General features: G+C 67.9%; 19 protein-coding genes and 1 pseudogene. 5 read left to right on the top strand and 15 right to left on the bottom strand.

Features of this window, described 5'->3' with window-relative positions:
* Positions 1 to 104 precede the first annotated feature (104 nt).
* From ABMY26_RS11120 to ABMY26_RS11110, 3 genes are all read right to left on the bottom strand, one after another.
* Complete coding sequence (locus ABMY26_RS11120; protein WP_372396331.1) at positions 105 to 923, bottom strand: polysaccharide deacetylase family protein; 819 nt, start codon at positions 921 to 923, stop codon at positions 105 to 107.
* A 250-nt stretch (positions 924 to 1,173) separates the two neighbouring features.
* Positions 1,174 to 2,703 carry a malonyl-CoA synthase gene (locus ABMY26_RS11115; RefSeq protein ID WP_372396330.1) on the bottom strand — a complete coding sequence of 510 codons (1,530 nt, stop codon included), beginning with the start codon at positions 2,701 to 2,703 and terminating at the stop codon, positions 1,174 to 1,176.
* 32 nt (positions 2,704 to 2,735) lie between these two features.
* A complete protein-coding gene (locus ABMY26_RS11110; protein ID WP_372396329.1) occupies positions 2,736 to 3,641 on the bottom strand; it encodes a LysR family transcriptional regulator in 906 nt (301 codons plus the stop codon).
* Positions 3,642 to 3,747: 106 nt separating this feature from the next.
* Between ABMY26_RS11110 and ABMY26_RS11105 the strand changes: the two genes are divergently transcribed.
* Positions 3,748 to 5,169: an aldehyde dehydrogenase family protein gene (locus tag ABMY26_RS11105; RefSeq protein ID WP_372396328.1), complete on the top strand. Its 1,422-nt coding sequence runs from the start codon at positions 3,748 to 3,750 to the stop codon at positions 5,167 to 5,169.
* Here the strand turns inward: ABMY26_RS11105 and ABMY26_RS11100 are convergent.
* The 3 genes and pseudogenes from ABMY26_RS11100 to ABMY26_RS11090 all read right to left on the bottom strand — a co-directional run.
* Positions 5,166 to 6,101 carry a ParB/RepB/Spo0J family partition protein gene (locus tag ABMY26_RS11100; protein ID WP_372396326.1) on the bottom strand — a complete coding sequence of 312 codons (936 nt, stop codon included), beginning with the start codon at positions 6,099 to 6,101 and terminating at the stop codon, positions 5,166 to 5,168. The two genes, ABMY26_RS11105 and ABMY26_RS11100, sit on opposite strands and share 4 nt — an antisense overlap.
* Positions 6,091 to 7,104, bottom strand: a complete 1,014-nt coding sequence (locus ABMY26_RS11095) for an AAA family ATPase (RefSeq protein ID WP_045585190.1) — start codon at positions 7,102 to 7,104, stop codon at positions 6,091 to 6,093. The genes ABMY26_RS11100 and ABMY26_RS11095 overlap by 11 nt, the downstream gene beginning before the upstream one ends.
* 391 nt (positions 7,105 to 7,495) lie before the next feature.
* A pseudogene (locus ABMY26_RS11090) lies at positions 7,496 to 7,681 on the bottom strand (cation transporter); the annotation flags it as partial.
* 910 nt (positions 7,682 to 8,591) lie between these two features.
* Between ABMY26_RS11090 and ABMY26_RS11085 the strand changes: the two are divergent.
* Complete coding sequence (locus ABMY26_RS11085) at positions 8,592 to 9,521, top strand: replication protein RepA (RefSeq protein WP_045585188.1); 930 nt, start codon at positions 8,592 to 8,594, stop codon at positions 9,519 to 9,521.
* Between the two features lie 452 nt (positions 9,522 to 9,973).
* On the opposite strand, the gene ABMY26_RS11080 is transcribed toward ABMY26_RS11085, so the two are convergent.
* Positions 9,974 to 11,176: an HPP family protein gene (locus ABMY26_RS11080; RefSeq protein WP_372396323.1), complete on the bottom strand. Its 1,203-nt coding sequence runs from the start codon at positions 11,174 to 11,176 to the stop codon at positions 9,974 to 9,976.
* 144 nt (positions 11,177 to 11,320) lie between these two features.
* Here ABMY26_RS11080 and soxR point away from each other — a divergent pair, with 144 nt between their 5' ends.
* Positions 11,321 to 11,776, top strand: a complete 456-nt coding sequence (gene soxR / locus ABMY26_RS11075; RefSeq protein ID WP_372396321.1) for a redox-sensitive transcriptional activator SoxR — start codon at positions 11,321 to 11,323, stop codon at positions 11,774 to 11,776.
* Between the two features lie 59 nt (positions 11,777 to 11,835).
* Here the strand turns inward: soxR and ABMY26_RS11070 are convergent, their stop codons facing one another.
* The 7 genes from ABMY26_RS11070 to ABMY26_RS11040 form a co-directional block, all read right to left on the bottom strand.
* On the bottom strand, positions 11,836 to 12,573 hold the full coding sequence (locus tag ABMY26_RS11070; RefSeq protein WP_372396319.1) for a 2-keto-4-pentenoate hydratase: 738 nt from the start codon (positions 12,571 to 12,573) through the stop codon (positions 11,836 to 11,838).
* A complete protein-coding gene (locus tag ABMY26_RS11065) occupies positions 12,570 to 13,634 on the bottom strand; it encodes a LacI family DNA-binding transcriptional regulator (protein ID WP_372396318.1) in 1,065 nt (354 codons plus the stop codon). Before ABMY26_RS11065 ends, ABMY26_RS11070 begins: the two co-directional genes overlap by 4 nt.
* 12 nt (positions 13,635 to 13,646) lie before the next feature.
* Positions 13,647 to 14,585, bottom strand: a complete 939-nt coding sequence (locus ABMY26_RS11060; RefSeq protein WP_372396317.1) for a 2-hydroxyacid dehydrogenase — start codon at positions 14,583 to 14,585, stop codon at positions 13,647 to 13,649.
* A 32-nt stretch (positions 14,586 to 14,617) separates the two neighbouring features.
* A complete protein-coding gene (locus ABMY26_RS11055; RefSeq protein WP_372396315.1) occupies positions 14,618 to 15,382 on the bottom strand; it encodes an amino acid ABC transporter ATP-binding protein in 765 nt (254 codons plus the stop codon).
* Positions 15,383 to 15,421: 39 nt separating this feature from the next.
* Positions 15,422 to 16,246: a transporter substrate-binding domain-containing protein gene (locus tag ABMY26_RS11050; RefSeq protein ID WP_372396314.1), complete on the bottom strand. Its 825-nt coding sequence runs from the start codon at positions 16,244 to 16,246 to the stop codon at positions 15,422 to 15,424.
* Positions 16,247 to 16,309: 63 nt separating this feature from the next.
* Complete coding sequence (locus ABMY26_RS11045) at positions 16,310 to 16,963, bottom strand: amino acid ABC transporter permease (protein WP_372396312.1); 654 nt, start codon at positions 16,961 to 16,963, stop codon at positions 16,310 to 16,312.
* 13 nt (positions 16,964 to 16,976) lie between these two features.
* Positions 16,977 to 17,651, bottom strand: a complete 675-nt coding sequence (locus ABMY26_RS11040; RefSeq protein WP_372396310.1) for an amino acid ABC transporter permease — start codon at positions 17,649 to 17,651, stop codon at positions 16,977 to 16,979.
* A 466-nt stretch (positions 17,652 to 18,117) separates the two neighbouring features.
* Between ABMY26_RS11040 and ABMY26_RS11035 the strand changes: the two genes are divergently transcribed.
* Positions 18,118 to 18,336 carry a hypothetical protein gene (locus ABMY26_RS11035; RefSeq protein WP_372396308.1) on the top strand — a complete coding sequence of 73 codons (219 nt, stop codon included), beginning with the start codon at positions 18,118 to 18,120 and terminating at the stop codon, positions 18,334 to 18,336.
* Here the strand turns inward: ABMY26_RS11035 and ABMY26_RS11030 are convergent.
* Positions 18,329 to 19,243: an SDR family oxidoreductase gene (locus ABMY26_RS11030; RefSeq protein WP_372396307.1), complete on the bottom strand. Its 915-nt coding sequence runs from the start codon at positions 19,241 to 19,243 to the stop codon at positions 18,329 to 18,331. The genes ABMY26_RS11035 and ABMY26_RS11030 overlap by 8 nt on opposite strands.
* Before the next feature lie 78 nt (positions 19,244 to 19,321).
* Between ABMY26_RS11030 and ABMY26_RS11025 the strand changes: the two genes are divergently transcribed.
* A complete protein-coding gene (locus ABMY26_RS11025; RefSeq protein WP_372396305.1) occupies positions 19,322 to 19,921 on the top strand; it encodes a TetR/AcrR family transcriptional regulator in 600 nt (199 codons plus the stop codon).
* Positions 19,922 to 19,955 lie beyond the last annotated feature (34 nt).

Raw genomic sequence — 19,955 nt, 5'->3', positions numbered from 1 at the left:
CTGTGGAAACGACTGCGGAGATCGGGCCGGCGCTCGCCCGTATCCTACATCAGCCCGCCGCCGCCTTCGATGGGACATCCTTGCATTTCTGGCAAGGCCAAACCTCACCGCCGCGGGGCAGGGTGGTGCAGCAGGGCCAGCGACGGGCTGACCGCTTGGCGCATCGCCGCGTCCCATTCGCTCATGGTGACGAAGCGGTAGCCCCGGCGCCCGCCCTCCTCCAGGATCGCCGGCAGCGCCGCGACCGAGGCCGCCTTGGTGCTGTGCATCAGGACGACGGCGCCGGGGGCCAGTCGCTCGGTCACCCGGCGGCGGATGATGTCGGTTCCGGTGTCCTTCCAGTCCTGGCTGTCGGCGGTCCACAGCACCGTCGCCATGCCATGGTGGCGGGCCAGCGCCGCCAACGCGTCGTCGACATCGCCATAGGGCGGCCGGAACCAGGCTGCCCGCACCCCGACCGAGGCCAGCGCCGCCTCCGCCTGGGCCAGGTTCCATTCCCGCTGTGCCGGCGGCAGGTCGGTGGTCATCGGATGGGTCTGGGTGTGGCTGCCGACCTCGTTGCCGGACGCGGCGACCAGCCGGGCGATGTCGCGGTGCGCCGGGATCTTGGCGCCGATGTAGAAGAAGGTCGCCTTGGCCCCATGCGCCCGCAGGATGTCGAGGATGCGCGCGTCGTTGTCGTCCGGCCCGTCATCGATGGTCAGCGCCACCACCTGGGCATCCGGCCGGCGGAGATCGACGTCGCCGAGTGCCAAGTCCGATCCGGGGATCAGGTGCCGGGTCTCGAAGGGCGCCGCGCCATGGGTGGCGGCATAGCTGCGCTGCCCGGCAAGCGCGGAGGCCGACAGAAGCGGGCAGGGCAGGGCGAGCAGCGCGACCGCCAGCCCGAGCGGCAGGACGGCACGGCGAAGGAGACTGATCATCGAAGGCACACGCGAAAGATCGGGCCGGCACTCCCCGAACGGGGTAGGCCGGACGGAGCGCGAGCTTTGCGCCGGCCATCGGCCACGGACAAGCGGTTTCTTGTGACCACAGCCAAGCCGGGAACGCGGCGGAGTTCCCTCCCCCGCGCAGCTATCGCACAAAGCTATGCTTTGTGCTGACGCGACAGGCGGACCATAGGTCCGCTGAGAGCGGGGGAGGGTCAGGGTGGGGGCGGCACCGCTCCCGCGCTCACCCCCCGAACGCCCCCTTGTGCGCCTCGCGCAGCAGGTTCTTCTGCACCTTGCCCATGGCGTTGCGCGGCAGCTCGTCCATGAACACCACCAGCTTCGGCACCTTGAAATTCGCGAGCTGCTCCTTGCAGGCGCGGATGATCGCCACCTCGTCCAAGCCCTCATCCACTGCGCCCGGCCGCCGCAGCACCACCGCCGCCACCGCCTCGCCGAAATCGGGATGCGGCACGCCGATCACCGCCGACTCCACAACCCCGTCGATGGCGTCGATCACCGTCTCGACCTCCTTGGGGTAGACGTTGAAGCCGCCGGAGATCACCAGATCCTTGGCCCTGCCGATGATGTGGACATAGCCGCGCCCGTCGATCCGGCCGACATCACCGGTGATGAACCAGCCGCCGGGGCGGAACTCCTGCGCCGTCTTCTCCGGCATCCGCCAATAGCCGGAAAAGACGTTCGGCCCCTTCACCTCCAGCACGCCGACCTCGCCGTCCGGCACCGGCTCGCCGGTTTCCCCGTCGGCCACCCGCAGCGACACCCCGGGCAGGGGGAAGCCGACCGTGCCGGGGATGCGCTCGCCGTCGAGCGGGTTGGAGGCGATCATCCCGGTCTCGGTCATGCCGTAGCGCTCCAGGATGGCATGGCCGGTGCGCGCCTCGAACTCCCGGTGGGTGTCGGCCAGCAGCGGGGCCGAGCCGGAGACGAACAGCCGCATGTGCGCCGCCGCCTCGCGCGTCAGCCGCGCATCGGCCAGCAGGCGGGTGTAGAAGGTCGGCACCCCCATCATCACGGTCGCCCGCGGCAGCAGGCGGAACACGGCGTCGGCATCGAACTTCGCCAGGAACAGCATGGCGCCGCCGTTCATCAGCACGCAGTTGGTGGCGACGAACAGCCCATGGGTGTGGAAGATCGGCAGGGCGTGGAGCAGCACGTCGCCGGGCCGGAACCCCCAATATTCATGCAGCGTGGCGGCGTTGGAGGACAGGTTGCGGTGGCTCATCATCGCCCCCTTCGACCGCCCGGTGGTGCCGGAGGTGTAGAGAATCGCCGCCAGATCGTCCGCCGCGCAGGGCACGCTGTCGAAGTCCGGATCCAGCCCGGCCGCCCGGTCCGGCAGGCTGCCGTCACCGCCTGCGCCCAACGTCAGCAGGGTGCCGACCCCGGCCCCCGCCGCGGTGTCGGCCAGCGCCGCCGCATTGGCCGGGGCGCAGACGAACACCCGCGGTTCCGCATCGCCCAGGAAATAGCCGACCTCCGCCCTGGTGTAGGCGGTGTTCAGCGGCAGATAGGCCGCCCCGGCCCGCAGGCAGGCCAGATAGAGGAAGACCGCCTCCGCCGACTTCTCCACCTGCACGGCGACACGGTCGCCCTTGCCGACGCCCAGACCGGCCAGCAGCCGGGCATAGCGGCCGCTGATGTCCCGCAGGTCGCGGTAGCTGTAGCGCCGGCCGGACTCCAGCTCGATGAAGGGCGCGTCTGCATCGGCGGGGAAGCGCGCGGCGAGGATGTCGAAGAAGTTCTCGGTCATGTCGATCGGGTCCCTGCGGAGCGGATTCATCATCATATACCGGCTTTCGCCCCGATCTCCCGCACCAGATCGACCAGCGCCCGCAGCCCCGCCGGCAGATGGCGCCGGCCGGAATAATAGAGGCAGAGGCCGGGAAAGGGCGGCGTCCACTCCTCCAGCACGCGCACCAGCCGCCCGGCCGCCAGATCCTCGGCGACCTGCCATTCCGTCAGATAGGCCAGCCCGATCCCCGCCCGCGCCGCATCCAGCATCAGCAGGGAATCGTCCAGGATCAGCGGCCCCGCCCCGTCGACGGCGACGGCCTCGCCATGGCGCTCGAACTCCCAGCGATAGAGGCTGCCGCCGGGCATGCGGCTGCGGATGCAGCGGTGGCGGGCAAGGTCGGCCGGCATCGTCGGAATGGGCTTGTCGGCGAAATAGCCGGGCGCGCCGACCACGGCGAAGCGCAGTTCCGGGCCGAGCGGCACCGCGATCATGTCCTGCGGCACCAGCTCCGCCAGACGGACGCCGGCATCGAAGCCCTCCAGCACGACGTCGACCAGCCGCCCTTCGGTGACGATGTCGACGGTCATTTCCGGATAACGGCGCAGAAACTCCAGGACGACCGGCTGCATGATCATCCGCGCCGCCCCGGCCGAGCTGTTGATGCGCAGCGTCCCGCTCGGGGTGATGCGTTCGCCGGCCAGCCGGTCGAGTGCCGCGCGGATGTCCCGCAGGGCAGGGGCGGTGTCGGCGACGAACCGCTCGCCCGCCTGGGTCGGGGCGACACTGCGGGTCGTCCGGTGGAAGAGCCGCACCCCCAGCCGCGCCTCCAGCGCCGCCACCGCGTGGCTGAGGGCGGAGCGCGATACGCCGAGTTCGACCGCCGCGGCGCGGAAGCCGCGATGCCGGGCGACCGCATGCACCGCCTCCAGCTCGGACAGCCCGGTCGTCTCCATTGTCCCGCTCCCTTCACCGCCTCATGCAGGATTGTCCATCTTATTCGATCCATCCCGCCGCGCTACCTGCAAGGCCAACCCCATGACCTTGGTTTGGAAGGCCATCATGCGCATCATCGACACCATCTATATAGACGGCGGCTTCGTCACCCCGCACGGGACCGAGCTGTTCGACCTGCACAACCCGGCGACCGGCGCGGTCACCGGCCAAGTCCGCCTCGCCGACGCGGAGGACGCACGCGCCGCCATCGCCGCGGCCAAGCGCGCCTTTCCCGCCTTCGCCCGCACCGGCAGGGCGGAGCGCATCGCCATGCTGCACCGCCTGCGCGATGCCGTCGCCGCCCGCCGCGCCGACCTGCTCGACGCGGTGATCGACGAGTATGGCGCGCCGGTCTCGCGCGCCGGCTTCATGGTCGACCACCCGGTGAGCCTCTTCGGCGACACCGCGGAGCTGCTGGCCGATTATCCCTTCGTCCGGCGGATGGGAACCTCCCATGTCAGCATGGAGCCGCTGGGCGTCGCCGGGCTGATCACGCCCTGGAACAGCAATGCCGGCTTCATCTGCGGCAAGCTCGCCACCGCGATCGCCGCCGGCTGCACCGCGGTGATCAAGCCGAGCGAGATGAGCGCCCGCCAGACGCGGATCGTGACCGAGGCGCTCCTTGCCGCCGACCTGCCGCCGGGCCTGTTCAACATCGTCACCGGCCGGGGCGATCCGGTCGGGACCGAGATCTCCAGCCATCCCGACGTCGCCAAGATCTCCTTCACCGGCTCGACCGCGACCGGCAAGGCGATCCTGCGCGCCGCCGCCGACACGCTGAAGCGGGTGACGCTGGAGCTGGGCGGCAAGTCGCCGACGATCATCCTCGACGACGCCGACCTGGCGCAGGCGATCCCGCTGGCGGTCAATGCCGCCTTCATGAACAGCGGCCAGGCCTGCATCGCCGGCACCCGCCTGCTGGCCCCGCGCAGCCGCCTCGCCGAGGTCGAGGTGCTGGCCCGGGCGGCGGTCGAGGCGGTGCGGGCCGGCGACCCGCGCGATCCCGCCACCGGTGTCGGCCCGATGGTCAGCCGCACCCAGTGGGAGCGTGTCCAGCGCTACATCCGCATCGGCATCGAGGAGGGCGCCGAACTGCTGGCCGGCGGCGAGGGGCGGCCCGACGGCACCACCGGCTGGTTCGTGCGTCCGACCCTGTTCACCGGCGTGCGCAACGACATGACCATCGCGCGCGACGAGATCTTCGGCCCGGTCCTCTCCATCATCCCTTACGAGGACGAGGAGGAGGCGGTCGCCATCGCCAACGACACCATCTATGGCCTGCAGGCCTATGTGCTGTCGGGCGACACCGCCCGCGCCCGCCGCGTGGCCGAGCGGATCGTCGCCGGGCGCGTGCTGGTCAACAGCCTCGCCCACGATCCCAAGGCACCGTTCGGCGGATTCAAGCAATCGGGCATCGGCCGCGAGTATGGCAGTTTCGGCCTGGAAGCCTTCCTGGAACCGAAGGCGCTGCTGGGGGCGGACGCCTAAACGTCCGCATCCACCCCGGCCAGGATGGCGTCGATCTCCGCCCGCAGCCGCAGCAGCTGCTCGCGGTTGTCGGGATCGAGGTGGCGGCGCTGCTCGCGCACCACCGCGACATCACGAAGAATGCGCTTCACGCTGGCCCGCAGCGCCCGCGCCGCCTCCTGCGGAGCGGTATCCGCCTCTCCGTCGTCCGCAACGGTCTCGCGCGCCCCGCCCTGGGCGTGGTCGCGCTTGGCCTGCCGGACCGCCTTGACGCTGGCGCCCTCCTTGGCCCGCTGCCACAGGCCGGCATGCAGCTCGGCCGGGGCGGCGGCGATCTCGATCATCACCGAGCGGGAGACATGGGCGAAGCCCGCCGCATACTCGTCCCTGATCCCGTCCGGCAGGGTCAGGATCGCCAGCAGCTTGGTGACGTCGGTGCGGTCGCGCCCGACCACGGCGGCCAGCTCGTCATGGGTGTAGCCGTGCTTGTCGATCAGCCGCCCCAGCGCCATGGCATATTCCACCGCGTTCAGGTCGACACGCTGGACATTGTCGATCAGCCCGATCTCGTCCGGGTCGCCGGAGGTCAGGATGGCGAAGACCGTCCTGCGGCCCAGAATCTCATGGGCGCGCACCCGCCGTTCGCCGCCGATCAGCAGATACTCGCCCTGCGGCAGCGGGCGCACCAGGATCGGGTTCTGCAACCCGTGCCGCTCGATGGAGGAGGCGAGGCTGCGCAGCTCCGCCTCGTCGAAATGGCGGCGCGGCTGGTCGGGGTTGCGGTGGACGCGGTCGAGGTCGAGTTCCACCACATGGGGGAAGCCGGCCGAGGTGCCGAACAGCCGGTCGCTGCCCACCGTCAAGCCGCCGCTCAGCCCACCGGCCATCCCGCCATCCGCAGCCGGAGCGGTGCCGAGCAGTTCGCGGGTCTTGCGTTCGAACTTACGCGACATGGGCGGTCTCCCGGCGCTGGGCATAGTCACGGATCTGGCGGGCCACCTCGTGGAAGGTCTCGGCCCCCGGGGCCTTGGGGTCGCCGGCCAGCGTGATCATGCCGGCGGCGGCGGCCTTGCCATAGACGGTGGCGCGCGGGATGGGCGGGAAGACCGGCACCTGCCCGGCATAGGATTCGTGCAGCTCCTGCAGGGTGGCACGGTCCTGGGTCAGCCGGTCGTTGTACATGGTGGGGATGATGCCGGCGATGCGCAGGCCGGGATTCACCCGGCGGCGGATGCGGCCGATGGTGTCGACCAGCCGCTTGACGCCCAGCAGGGCCAGCGCCTCCGTCTGCACCGGCACCACCACCAGCTCGGCCGCCGACAGCGCGTTGGCCGTCACCAGCCCCAGGTTCGGCGCGCAATCCATCACCACGAAATCATAGGCGTGGCGCACCTCCTCCAGCTTCTCCCGCAGGATCAGCCCGCCGGTGGAATCGGCCGCCAGCTCGACGTCGGCGTCGGCCAGCGACAGCCCGGCGGGAACGAGATCCAGCCCGCTTTCCGTCGTCGGCATGATGACCGAGGTCAGCGGCTCTTCGGAGCGCAGGACGTAATAGAGGGTCTTGCGCTGCTGCTCCAGCGCGACGATGGCGGCGTTGCCGACGCCGACATGGACGGTGGCGTTGCTCTGCGAATCGCAGTCGATCAGCAGCACCCGGGCGCCGCCGTCGGTCAGGGCATAGGCGAGGTTGACGGCGGTCGCGGTCTTGCCGACCCCGCCCTTCTGGTTGGCGATGGCCAGGAAGGTGGCCGACCGCGGCTTCTCGTCGGTCCGCTGGCGCATCAGGAAATCCACCAGCTGCTGCGGGATGCGCTCCGCCCCGCTTTCCCAACGGCTGATCCGCGCCTTGGTGTAGCTGCGCCCGAGCTGCGCGTTCAGCCAGTCGGCGAACTGCGTCTGGTTCTCCCCGCGGCGCTCGCGCAGCTGGCGCATGTCGTCGCCCACGATCGACAGCATTCCGATGTCCCCCTCCTGTCCGGTGCGGCGGAGTCTGAGCAAGTTGCCGGAACTTTGTCAATGGAGCCCCATGGGAGTTGCCACAACAATCACCGTGCTGCCTGCCCGATGCAGCGCGCGTCCTGCGCCGGTTCCGACGCGCCGGCCGTCGCATCGTCCCGCACATCGGTGCTGATGGTCCGATCACCGCCACCGGGCCGAGCTGAATGGTCAGCACCTCGTTCACCCGATTCACCGCCGGCTCGTCCAGCAGCAGCGCACGCACGCCGCGAACCAGATCGGGGCGGGCGGATTCGTCGATCGGCAGGCTCTTCGTCTCATGGGCGAGGAAGGCGGCGGCGAAGACCAGCGCCACCACGAAGGTCCAGAAGTAAAGCTCGCGCGCGTAGCCGAACGGGTAACGTTTGTCCGGCGGCCGCCTCGACCGCTTCAGCCCGGCCAGCATCAACGCCCCGCTGCCGGTGTCCACCAGGGAATGGACGGTGTCGCTCAGCATCGAAGCGCTGCCGGCGAAGGCCGCAGCCCCGAACTTGGTGACGGTGATCGTCAGATTGGCCGCGATGACGACGACAACCACCTTTCACCTGCTCTCCCTCCGATCCCAGGGCCGAAGCCGTCGAAGCGTCTTGCGCCATGGGGGCTCCTTTCCCGGCGGTTGCGTGCGGGAGCAACCCGGCGGCGGCCCGGTTCCATCGCGACCGCATGGCTTGAACCTTGGTGACGCCGGGAAGGGGCGGCAGGGGCAGGGAAGGGCGACAGGTTTGAACTTTGGTGACGCCCCCAGCAGCTCCCCAGCCGCTTCCAAGCGGTCCGCCAACAGCATCGACTCGGCGGGACTCATGAACTTTGGTGACGCCGGCCGCCCGTGGGTTTGAACTTTGGTGACGCCCGCCGCAGCCAGACCACCGATAAGCCGCTTGGGATCGACTCGACCGGCGCCTTGAACTTTGGTGACGCTCCGGCCCCCCCGTCACGGTCACCGCCGCAAATGCAGGATTCCGGGCGTTGCAAGCACTGAAGTCGAATGACCGGAACCCCGCCATGCCCACCGGCCCTCGAGCCACGGCACGCACGGTGCTCACGTAACCGCGAAAGCCCCCGATTCTCCACCGAAACTTGAACTTTGGTGACGCTCAATCAAGTAACCCACCGAATCGCCGGCTCGAATCGACGCTTCCGGCGTCACCAAAGTTCAAGCCATCGCCTCCCGGAATGGCGCGATTCGTCCACAGGCGCTCATTTTTCCCCATGAACTCTGGTGACGCCCACCTTGAACTGTGGTGACGCGACTCGCGGTTATCCCCTGAACTTTGGTGACGAATCTAATAGTTGGTTTCAAATAGGTTCCAATTAGCCTGCGTCACCAAGGTTCAAATTGCCTTCGGCGCGATCCCGGGTGTTGTATCCGACATGATCGGTCACAAGGCCGTCATACAGAACCCGCAGTCAGGGGCTCACAGTCAGGAGCTCGCAGTCCGGAGGTCGGCATGGGCAGCATTCACCGTTTGATCGAAACCCACGGGCGCGATGGCGCGCTTGCCCTCGTTTCCGACGAGGAACGGCCGCTCATCGACATCGCCGCGGCGGTCCAGGCTGCGGAAAACAGCAAACTCGGCATCACCTATGCCGGATTCTGCCAAACGGCACTGCCTCACCGCCAGCTTCCAGACGACCAGCATTGGGAACGGCCGGGCCACAAGGTCAAGCTGGTGATCCAACCCGGCGTGATCGAGGACCGGAACGGCGTCACCCGGCGAATCGGCGTGCCCTACGGCAGCCGGGCCCGCATGATCCTGCTCTATCTCCAGACCCGCGCCATCCAGACCGGGAATCCGGAGGTCGAGCTTGGCGGCTCGATGCATGACTGGCTGAAACGGATGGACATTCCGATCTGCGGCAAGGCCTATCGCGACGTCGAGGATCAGGCGGCGCGGCTTTCCGCCTGCCATCTGACCTTCTTCACCGATGCCGACGGCGGCCGGCGGCAGAGCAAGGAATCGATCGTCGCCGACGCCATCCAGCTGCGGCGGCCCGACGACCGGCAGGGCACCCTCTTCACCGACACGGTGCGGCTCAGCGACAGCTTCTTCAAGGCTTTGCGCGAACACCCGGTCCCGGTGGCGGAAGAGGCGCTCAAGGCGATCAGCGGCAAGTCGATGGCGCTCGACGTCTATATCTGGCTGGCCTACCGGCTGCACTCGCTGGACAAGCCGACCCCCATCACCTGGGCGGCGCTGCATGGCCAGTTCGGTGCCGGCTATGCCCTGGTGCGGCAGTTCAAGACCAAGTTCATCCCGAATCTGAAATACGCGCTCGCCGCCTATCCCGACGCCCGGGTGGAGGAATCGGGGGAGGGGCTGATCCTCCATCCCTCGCGCCCGCCGATCAACGAACGGGTGATGGCCCGGATCGCCTGACCTGCATTGCCTGAAAAGCATTTGAACTTTGGTGACGCTGTCCTCTTCGCTTCCTGAACTTTGGTGACACCCTCCACCGCCTCCGCCGGCCGTCACCAAAGTTCAGGCGCCTGTGTCACCCATATGGGCGACATTGCAATCGTCCTTCGCTCCCGGCTTAGCCAACCGCCCTGACTTGTGATAGGAATAATTGCTTTCCTGATCAGGCGAGGAACCCGGACATGGCCGGACGACTGCAATCCTGCAACACCCGTCGTTCCCGCCGCGATTACCAACAGAGATCCCAGCTCCCGCGTCTGGCGCATGCCCCGGCGGATGGGTGCGTGCCCTGCGGATGGAACAGTGGAACAGGACTGAAAACCTGTTTCATACTGTTTCAAACGTTCCATTCCACCTCCGGCCCTCCCTCCGATCGCCGGGCACCGAAGGGAGGGGAACCGGCCGTGGCCCGGCTAGGCCCGTCCAGCCGAAACACCGTGCAGATAGGCCCGCGGCAGCCCGCCGTCCTTTCCCGGCCCACCATCCTGCACCGCGAGGGCAAGGGCGGCGCGGGCCAGGACAACCAGCAGGTCGGTCTGGGTGACCACCCCCAACAGCCGGCGGTTCCGGTCGACGATCACCACATCATGCGTGCGTCCGTCGGACAGGCGGCCGAGCAGCCGGAAGACCGGCGTGTCCGGCCGTTCCACCGCCGCCGGGACCATGACGGCAGCGACATGGGCCGTGTTGCGGGCGAAGTCGCCGTGCGACAGCTGTTCATGGCCGACGACGCCGGCGACCCTGTTCTCCCGGTCCACCACCGGCAGCGTGCGGAATCCATGTTCGATCAGGCGGGCACGGGCGACCTGGGGATGGGTGTCCGGCGTGACCGTGACGACGTCGCGGGACATGACGTCCCGGCAGGTGATGTCGGCATGCAGCCTTTCCAGTGCGTGCAGTTCGGCATTGACCAGCAGGGCACCCAGATCCTCGCGGCTGACGTCCAGCGTCTCGGCCAGGGTGCGGAGCGCATCGTCGACATCGCCCTGGGTGATGCCGGGCCGCAGCTGCGGCGGCGGATCGCCTGTGCGGTGGGTGTTGGCCGCCTTGTGCGGATAGCGGTGGCCGGACAGCCGGTGGAACATCAGCCCGGCGGTGAGCAGCAGGACGGAATTCACCGCGACCGGGAAGAAGGCGAACTTGATGCCCATCTCGGTCACTGCCGGGCCGCCCAGCACCGCGGTCAGGGCGGCGGCGCCGCCCGGCGGGTGGAGGCAGCGGGTCAGCGACATGGTGGCGATGGCGAGCGCCACGGCGGCGGCCCCGGCCAGCATCGGGTCGGGAATGATGCTGGCGACCAGTACCCCGACGACCGCCGAGAGCGTGTTGCCGCCGACGATCGACCAGGGCTGCGCCAGCGGGCTGGCCGGCACCGCGAACAGCAGCACGGCGGACGCCCCCATCGGCGCCACCAGCACCGGTGCGCTGCTCATGTAGGCCAGCATGTTGCGGCAGAGCAGGCCGGTCGCCGCGATCCCCAGCAGGGCGCCGCAACAGGCGATCATGCGGTCGCGCAGGGTGGCGCCGGGCAGGACCGGCCGGAACAGGAACTCCCCCCACCCCTTGGCCCGTCCTGCCGTTTTCCGGCGCAAGGCCGCAAGCTTTCCCCGGATCATTCGGCCCATTCCCCCTGCAATTCCCCCGTCGAGCGCCCGTTCGGGCATCGAAGGTGGCCGAGGCTAAAACCTCAACAGAACTTGAGGTCAAGCGGAAATGGCGCCAGACTGGCGGGACCGAGGGTTGCACGGGGAGGGGCCGGGATGCTGTCGCCGGAGGATTACGACAAGGAGCTGACGGTCGGGGAGGTGGCGCGCCGGTCCGGCGTCGCGGTGTCGACCATCCATTTCTACGAGGCGCAGGGCCTGATCCGCAGCTGGCGCAACCCCGGCAACCAGCGTCGCTTCTCCCGCGACGTGCTGCGCCGGGTGGCGGTGGTCAAGGTGGCGCAGCGGCTGGGCATCTCGCTGGCCTCCATCGCCGAAGCACTCGCCGCCCTGCCGGAGGACCGCTCGCCTACGACTGCCGACTGGCGGCGGATGTCGGAGCGCTGGCGGGCGGAGCTGGACGACCGCATCGCCAAGCTGACGAAGCTGCGCGACAATCTGGATGGCTGCATCGGCTGCGGCTGCCTGTCGATCCGCGACTGCCCGCTGCGCAACCCGTGGGACGAGCTGGGCGACGGCGGTGCCGGTCCGCGGCTGCTGGATCCTGCCTGATGCCCGCCTCCAAATGGAGGCCCGGGCCGGACTGGAACCGGCCCGGGCCTTCCGGAGGGTCAGTCCACCGTCAGTTCGATGGTGCCCATGGTGCCATAGCGTGCGACCGAACGGCTGCCCGGCTCGACGAAAACGGTGCCGGTGCAGGAGCCGGTCGTGACCACATCGCCGGCATGCAGGCCGTCGAAGCTCCGGGTGCCGACATTGGCCATCCATACCAGCAGCCGGACCGGATCGCCGGCGCTGTTGCCGCCGACCGTCTCCACCTTGATCTCGCCATTCACCTCCAGCGTCACCGATTCCTTCAGCGGGTCGAGCGAACGCCAGTCGGCAATGGCGGGACCGACGACCAGCGCGCCGTGGTTGAACTGGTCGGCCATGTGGCTCAGCCCATCCTGGCTGCCGAAGCCGGTGAAGCGGGTATCGACGATCTCCCAGGCCGGATGGACGGAGCCGACGGCGTCCAGCACCTCCTCGCGGCTGTAGGGCTGCTCACGGACCGGCAGGTCGCGGTCGAAGCGGTAGGCGATCTCCGCCTCCACCCCGATGACCTGGAAGAGCTTCGCCGGCAGGCGGTCGGCCCCGTCGAAGACGGTGGCGGCGTTGATCGGGGCCCGGAAGGGCTCGGCGTCGGGGGCGGGGGCGCCGACCTTCCAGGCGGTGACGGGACCCAGACGGCGGGCGACGGTGTCCTGGACGGCATAGGCCTCCGCCTTGTCGGCGGGAGGGGTGGTCAATCCGGTCAGCCACTGGCGGGTTTCGCGCGCCGCGATCAGGGCCTCGACGGTATCGGTCATGACAATTCTCTGTGGTGGAGGGAGGGGGTGAGGGCGCCGCAGGATTCGCGGACGACCAGCCGGCTCGGCAGGATGATCCGCTCGGGCGGCCCCTGCGGATCGGCGATGCGGCGCAGCAGCAGGCGGGCGGCCTCCTGCCCGATCTGCCTTGCCGACGTGGCGACGGTCGTCAGCCCCGGTCGGCTGAGCGCCGCTTCCGGGACGTCGTCGAAGCCGGTCACGGCCAGATCGCGCCCGGCCCGCAGGCCGCGCGCTTCCAACCCCAGCATCAGCCCGAGCGCCACCACGTCATTGTAGCACAGTGCGGCGGTGGGGGGCTGCGGCCGATCGAGCAGGGCTTCCGCTGCATCCGCTCCCGCGCGCCTGGTCAGCGGGCAGCGCAGGACCGGTCCTTCCGGCAACCCGTGACGCCGCAGCGCCGCGGTAAAGCCCGCATGCCGGCCCGCATAGGCGGAATGGTCCAAGGTGCCGCCGACGAAGGCGATCCGCCGGTGGCCCAAGGCCACGAGATGGTCGATCACCGTCTCCATCCCGGCCCCGTAATCGACCCCGGCATAGTCGTGCCCTTCGGCGGAGACGAAGCGCAGGGCCTGGACGCAGGGCAACCGCCATCGATCCAGCAGGTCGGGCAGGTCGGGCGGCGTGCCGGCGGCGGGGCAGAGGATCACGCCGTCGACATCATGCTCACGCATCCGTTGCAGGAAGCGGTCCTGCCGGTCGGGCTGCTCGGCTGTGTTGGCGATGAAGGCGACGTAGCCTTCGGTGTCCAGCACGTCGTCCATGCCGGCGGTCAGCTCGGCATAGAAGGGATTGTTCAGCTCGCAGACCAGCAGCCCGACGGTTTGGGTGCGGGCGGCGCGCAGGGTGGCGGCGCCACGGTTGTAGATGTAGCCCAGAGCCGCCATGGCGGCCTGGACACGCTCCCGCGTGTCCACCGCCACCAACGGGCTGCCCCGCAGCACCAGCGATACGGTCGACCGTGACACCCCGGCATGCTCGGCGACCTCCGTCAGGGTGATGCGGCCGCTTCCGGCAGAGGGGATGTCCGGTCGCCGGGCCATGGGATCTGCGACCTACACCACTGCCGTCGGCAGCGGCCGGCCGGCGAAGAAAGCCTCCAGATTGTCCAGCACCAGCTGGCCCATCGCCGTCCGCGTCTCCACCGTGGCACTGGCCTGGTGCGGCTGGAGGACGACGTTGTCGAGCGCGAAGAAGCCCTCGGGCACATTCGGCTCGTCGGCGAAGACGTCCAGCCCGGCGCCGCCCAGGCGCCCCTCGGTCAAGGCGGCCAGCAGCTCCGGCTCATCCACCACGCTGCCGCGGGCGACATTGACCAGGATGCCGTCCGGCCCCAGCGCGTCGAGCAGGGCGCGGCCGACCATGTTCCGCGAGGCCGGCCCGGCCGACGCGGCAACCACCAGGATGTCGCTTTCCCGCGCGAGATCCTCGGGCGAGGCGATGAAACGGTAGGCCACATCGCTGCGCGGGTTGCGGTTGGTGTAGGCGATGCTCATGCCGAAGGCTTCGGCGCGCTTGGCGATGGCCTCGCCGATGCGGCCCAGCCCCAGGATGCCCATCCGCTTGCCGGTGACCTTGCGGGCCAGCGGCAGCTTGCCCTTCGGCCATTGGCCAGCGCGGACGAAACGGTCGCCCGCTGCCATGCGGCGGGAGGCGGCGATCACCAGCCCCATCGCCAGATCGGCGACGTCGTCTGTCAGCACCCCCGGCGTGTTGGTGACGCGCACGCCGCGGCCGCGGGCATGTTCCAGGTCGACCGCGTCGGTGCCGACGCCGTTGATGGCGACGATCCCCAGATTGGGCAGCGCATCGACCACCGCAGCCTTGACGCCGGTCCCACCACCGGTGACGACGGCCCGCACCCGCGGGGCGACCTCTGCGATCAGCCGGTCGCGATCCGGAGCGGCGGACAGGCGGTGGACGGTGTAGGTCGCATCCAGAGCCTGCTCGATGGCGGGCATCATGGGGTCGACCAGCAGGATTTCGGGCTTCATCGCAATGGGTCCTCAGATAAGGCGAAGGGTCCTCAATGGGACAGAATCTGACCGAGGAAACTCCGGGTCCGCTCCGACTTCGGGGCGGTGAAGAACTCCTCGGGCGTGTTCTGCTCGACGATCTCGCCGCGGTCCATGAAGATCACGCGGTGGGCGACCGATTTGGCGAACCCCATCTCGTGCGTCACGCACAGCATGGTCATCCCGTCTTCCGCCAGGCCGATCATGGTGTCCAGCACCTCCTTGACCATTTCCGGATCGAGCGCGGAGGTCGGCTCGTCGAACAGCATCACCTTCGGGTTCATGCACAGCGACCGCGCGATGGCGACGCGCTGCTGTTGGCCGCCCGACAGCTGGCCCGGATACTTGTCGGCCTGCTCGGGGATGCGGACGCGCTCCAGATACTTGAGGGCGGTGGCTTTCGCCTCGTCCTTGCCGACGCCGCGCACCTTCAGCGGCGCCAGCATGCAGTTTTCCAGCACGGTCAGGTGCGGAAACAGGTTGAAGCTCTGGAACACCATGCCGACCTCCCGCCGCACGGCGTCGAGCTGGCGGTGGTGGGGTCCCAGTTCGACGCCGTTGACGGTGATGCGGCCCTTCTGGTGGCGTTCCAGCTGGTTGATGCAGCGGATCAGGGTCGATTTTCCCGACCCGGACGGGCCGCAGATGACGATGCGCTCACCCCGGCGGACTTCCAGGTCGATGTCCTTCAGCACCTGGAATTGATCGTACCATTTCTGGACGCCTTCCATGCGGATGACGACATCCGTGTTCATCGGCTCAGACGCCACTGCCATGGTCGTACCCTCCACCGGGGAAAATGCGGTTGCCCGAGATCAGGACTTGCCGGCAGTGACCGCCGTCGGCAGGTCGGTGCCCAGCCACTTCTGGTGGATGGCGGTCAGTTCGCCGTTCTTCTTCACGGTGTCGAGGAAGCCGTTGACCCAGGCCAGCAGCTTGTCCTGGCCCTGGCGCATGGCGACGCCCTGCACCTGGCTCTTCAGCACGAACTTCATCTCGTAATTGGCCTGGGGCGCCATCGTCTTGATCTGCTGCGCCACCACGTTGCTGACGCCCAGCGCGTCGACCTGGCCGGACAGCAGGGCCTGCACCGCGCTGGCATCGTCGTCGAAGCGCATGATGCGGGCGTCCTTCGGCGCCACCGCGGTCAGCGACTGGTCCTGGGTACTAGCACGGGCGACGCCCGCGCTCTTGCCCGACAGATCCTCCGCCTTGGCGATCGGTGACTTCTGCGGCGCCAGCAGCCCGATCTCGATGGCAGCATAGGGATCGGAGAAGGCGACCTGCTTGGCCCGTTCCGGCGTGATGCCGAGCGAGGCGACCAGCACGTCCACCTTGCCCGTCAGCAGGTAGGGGATGCGGTTCGGTCCGGTCACCGGAACGATCTCCACCGGCACGCCCATGTGCTTGGCCATCAGCTTGGCGACGTCGGCGTCATAGCCGTCGGGCTTGCCGTCGGCGCTGGTGATGCCGAAGGGCGGGAAGTCGACGAGCATGCCGACGGTCAGCTTGCCCTTGCCCTTGATGTCCTCGACGCTCTGGGCATGGGCCGTTGCGGCGAAACCGCCGAAAGCGGCAATGGCGGCGGCGGTTGTCAGGGCGCCGGCGACGACCAGGCGGCGGGTGGCGGTGAAGGCCATGGGGTTTCCTCCGTGTATCGGGTGTTTCTTGAGTTTGTCGATCGGTTCGGCGAGGGGGGCGGTTCAGCGAGACGGGGCGGCATAGCGTGCTTCGAGCCGGGCGCTCAGCAACGACAGCGGCCAGCACAGCGCGAAATACATGACGGCGACGATGCCGAAGACGAGGAAGGGCTGGAAGGTGGCGTTGTTGACGATCTGGCCGGCGCGGGTCAGCTCGACGAAGCCGATGATGGCGGCCAGCGAGGTGCCCTTGATCACCTGCACCAGATAGCCGACGGTGGGCGGCACCGCAACCTTCACCGCTTGAGGCAGGATGACGTAGCGCATCAGGCCGGGATAGCGCAGGCCGAGCGACGATGCCGCCTCCCATTGGCCCTTGGGCACCGACTGGATGCAGCCGCGCCAGATTTCGCCGAGGAAGGCGCTGGTGTTCAACGTCAGGCCGAGCGCTGCGGCGACCCAGGGGCTCATGTCGATGCCCAGCACGGTGGCGCCGAAGAACACCAGGAACAGCTGCATCAGCAGCGGCGTGCCCTGGAAGATCTGGATGTAGCCGGTCGCGAGCCAGCGGAGCGGCTTGACGTCGGCGGTGCGGCCGAGCGCCACGAACAGTCCGACGATGCCGCCGCCGATGAAGGCAATGGCCGACAGCAGCAGCGTCCACTGCACGGCGCTCAGCAGGAACAGGAACTCGTTGTATCCGAAGACGCGGATCATGCTGTCGCCTCCCTCAGCGCCGGTCGACGGTGTAGGCGAAAGCCAGCCGGTAGATTCCGGCGAACAGGGCCGAGAACAGCATTGCCAGAACCAGATAGATGAGGGTCACTACGATGTAGATCTCGAAGCTGCGGAAGGTCTGCGACTGGATGTTGTTGGCGACCGACGTCAATTCGTCGGCGGAGATGGCCGACACCACGCTGGAACTCAGCATGAGCAGGATGAACTGGCTGGTCAGCGCCGGGTAGACCGTACGCAATGCCGGCTTCAGCACGACGTGGCGGAAGACCTGCAGCGGGCGCAGGCCAAGCGCCAGGCCGGCCTCGACCTGACCCTTGTGGATCGATTCGATGCCGGCGCGGATGATCTCGGTGGCGTAGGCACCGACATTGACCACCATGGCGATGAGCGCCGCCACATCGGGCGACAGCCGCAGGCCGACCGTCGGCAACCCGAAGAAGATCAGGAAGATCTGCACCAGGAAGGGGGTGTTGCGGATGATCTCGATATAGGCGTTGATCAGCCAGCGCACCGGCTTCGGGCCGGAGGTCTTGCCGAGCGCGCAGAGGATGGCGACGGCCAGCCCGATGACCATTGCGCTGAGCGACAGTCTGACGGTCAGCCAAGCCCCGTCCAGCAGATAGTCCCAGGACGCGAACACCGCGTCGAATTGAAAGTCGTAGGTCACGGGCGTTCCTCCGCAACCGCGTCGGGCATGCCCGTTCGTGGGCGGGCGCCGCGCGAATTGCCATTGTCCGCATGGCCGTTGTCCGGACTGCGCCCCTGCAAGGGATCGTCCTCCGGATCGCCGGGCCGTTATGGCGGCGTTCCAGCGAACTGCTTTGGATACCGTAATTGGATCGATCTAAAAGCGCAATGGGAAATGATCGTTCATACGATAGTTTGTATTCTTGATGTTCGCTGTTACGGCCTGTGTTCGAAGCGGCCGAAACCTTCCGTAACCATCCGCCGTTTCAACGGAACCCGGGAATCGTCGCTTTTCCCCGGGATGCCGCTGAAACCGTTGGAGTATCCCCAGTCGTGGCCGTTGGACTACGCGCCGCCGTAACGGATGCCGCCAGAACGAACATCGACGCGGTGAGCAGTCTCGTTCCAGCTCGGAGGCGATCTCCTATTTCTTCGCCATCGCCCAAGTGGTGGGCTCGACCGGACCGCTGCTGTTCGGCTGGCTGGTGGGGGAAGGGATGGAGCGTGATGCGCTGTTCTGGGGCTATGTGTTGGTATCGGTCGTGATGATGTTCGGTGGCGTGGTAGCCCTGGTCTATGGCGTGGATGCCAAAGGCAAGAGCCTGGAGGACATCGTCGAACCGTTGGCCAAGGCCGACCGCGCGGCAAGCCCTGTCGTTATCTGAAGTCGCTTTGGGTCAGTTCTTCGGAGACATCCCAGAGGCGTGTGGCGACCGCCTTGTCCAACGCCTGTGGCGGGACGGTCGAAACGGTCGGGTGGCCGCGCGTTTCGTTCAGCCTGTCCGGGCCATAATAGGCGCCGGGCTTTGCCTCGGGCGACGTTGCGGCAAAAAGCGTCGGGAGCGTGCCCTGCGATGCGGGTTGGAAGAGGAACCATAGCAGGCTTCGCGCCAGGCCGGGTGGACTCCAGCGGCCTGGGGCGTTGTGCAGTAGGTCGGTCCGGGAAATGCCCGGATGCGCGGCGATGCTCGTGATGCCCCATCCGTTGGCTTCGCTGCGCCGTTGCAATTCGAAGGCAAACATCAGGCATGCGAGCTTCGACTGGCTGTAGGCCCGCATCGCCCTGTAGCTCTTCTGCGAGTTCAGATCGTCGAAATTGATCGCACCGCTTCGTGCGGCGATACTTGAAAGTGTGACCGCGCGCGCATCCCTGCCCTTGCGGAGAAGCGGCATCATCTGTGCGGTGAGCGCAAAGTGGCCGAGGTAATTCGTGCCGAACTGCAACTCGAAACCGTCCGACGTGTCGAGCCGTCTTGGCGGGACCATCACGCCGGCATTGTTGATGAGCAAATCGAGACTGTCTCTCCGGTCCCGGAGCCTCGCACCAAATGCCGAGATGGACTCCAGGCTGGCAAGGTCGACCTGCTCGAACCGGACGATGGCGGACGGCACGTCCCGGCGAATTCCCGCGACCGCTGCGGCGCCTTTCTCGGGGTTGCGGCCTGCAACGACGATGTCAGCGCCCGCCCGAGCCAGCGCCAGGGCGCTCTCGTATCCGAGGCCCCCGGTCCCAGTGACCACGGCCGACCGGCCTGTTTGCGAGGGAATGTCCGCAGTTGTCCACGTCGCCATGACTCCGCCTTTTAAAAAAACTGCACTTGGTGTAAAATAATAATGCACCCAGTGCAAATTTCAAGGGACCCTTCGACCATGGAGAGCAAAAACCCGGGCCCGCCCGCCGAAGGCCTGCGGGAACGCAAGCGCCGCGAGACCCTGCAGCGCATCACGAATGCCGGAATGACACTTTTCCTGAAAAAGGGATACGAAGCGACCACCCTTGACGAGATCGCGGCGGAGGCCGGCATCTCGCGAAGGACGTTCTTCCATTATCTGAAATCGAAAGATGATATTCTGCTGTCCCTGCAAAACAGCGTAGGGGACATGCTCGTCGCCGCGCTGCGGGAGCAGCCGCCGGGCAAGCGGCCTCTCCATGCCGTTCGCGACGCGATCCTGAAGGTCTGTGCCTCCATCCCGCCCGACGACATGATTTCCATTGACCGCCTGATGCGCTCCAACGAGGCGGTGCAGGCCCGCAAACAGGCCTCCTACGTCCAGCATGAGAGGATGCTGTTTGCGGCGTTGCGGGAACGCTGGCCGGAACCGGAGCGCGAAACCGGCCTCAGGCTTGTCGTGATGACGGCTATCGGCACGATGCGCCTTGCGTCCGACACCTTCGGCAGCGAGGGCGGCAGACGCCCGTTCGACGAGATATTCCGCGACGCGTTCGATGCGCTGGAGGCCGAAATCTGACAGCGCCCCGGGTCGCTTCCGATCCGGTGCTTCC

This window comes from Azospirillum sp. HJ39, from assembly GCF_041507355.1.
Taxonomy (GTDB): domain Bacteria; phylum Pseudomonadota; class Alphaproteobacteria; order Azospirillales; family Azospirillaceae; genus Azospirillum; species Azospirillum thiophilum.
This window is presented reverse-complemented; position numbering and strand designations above follow the sequence as displayed.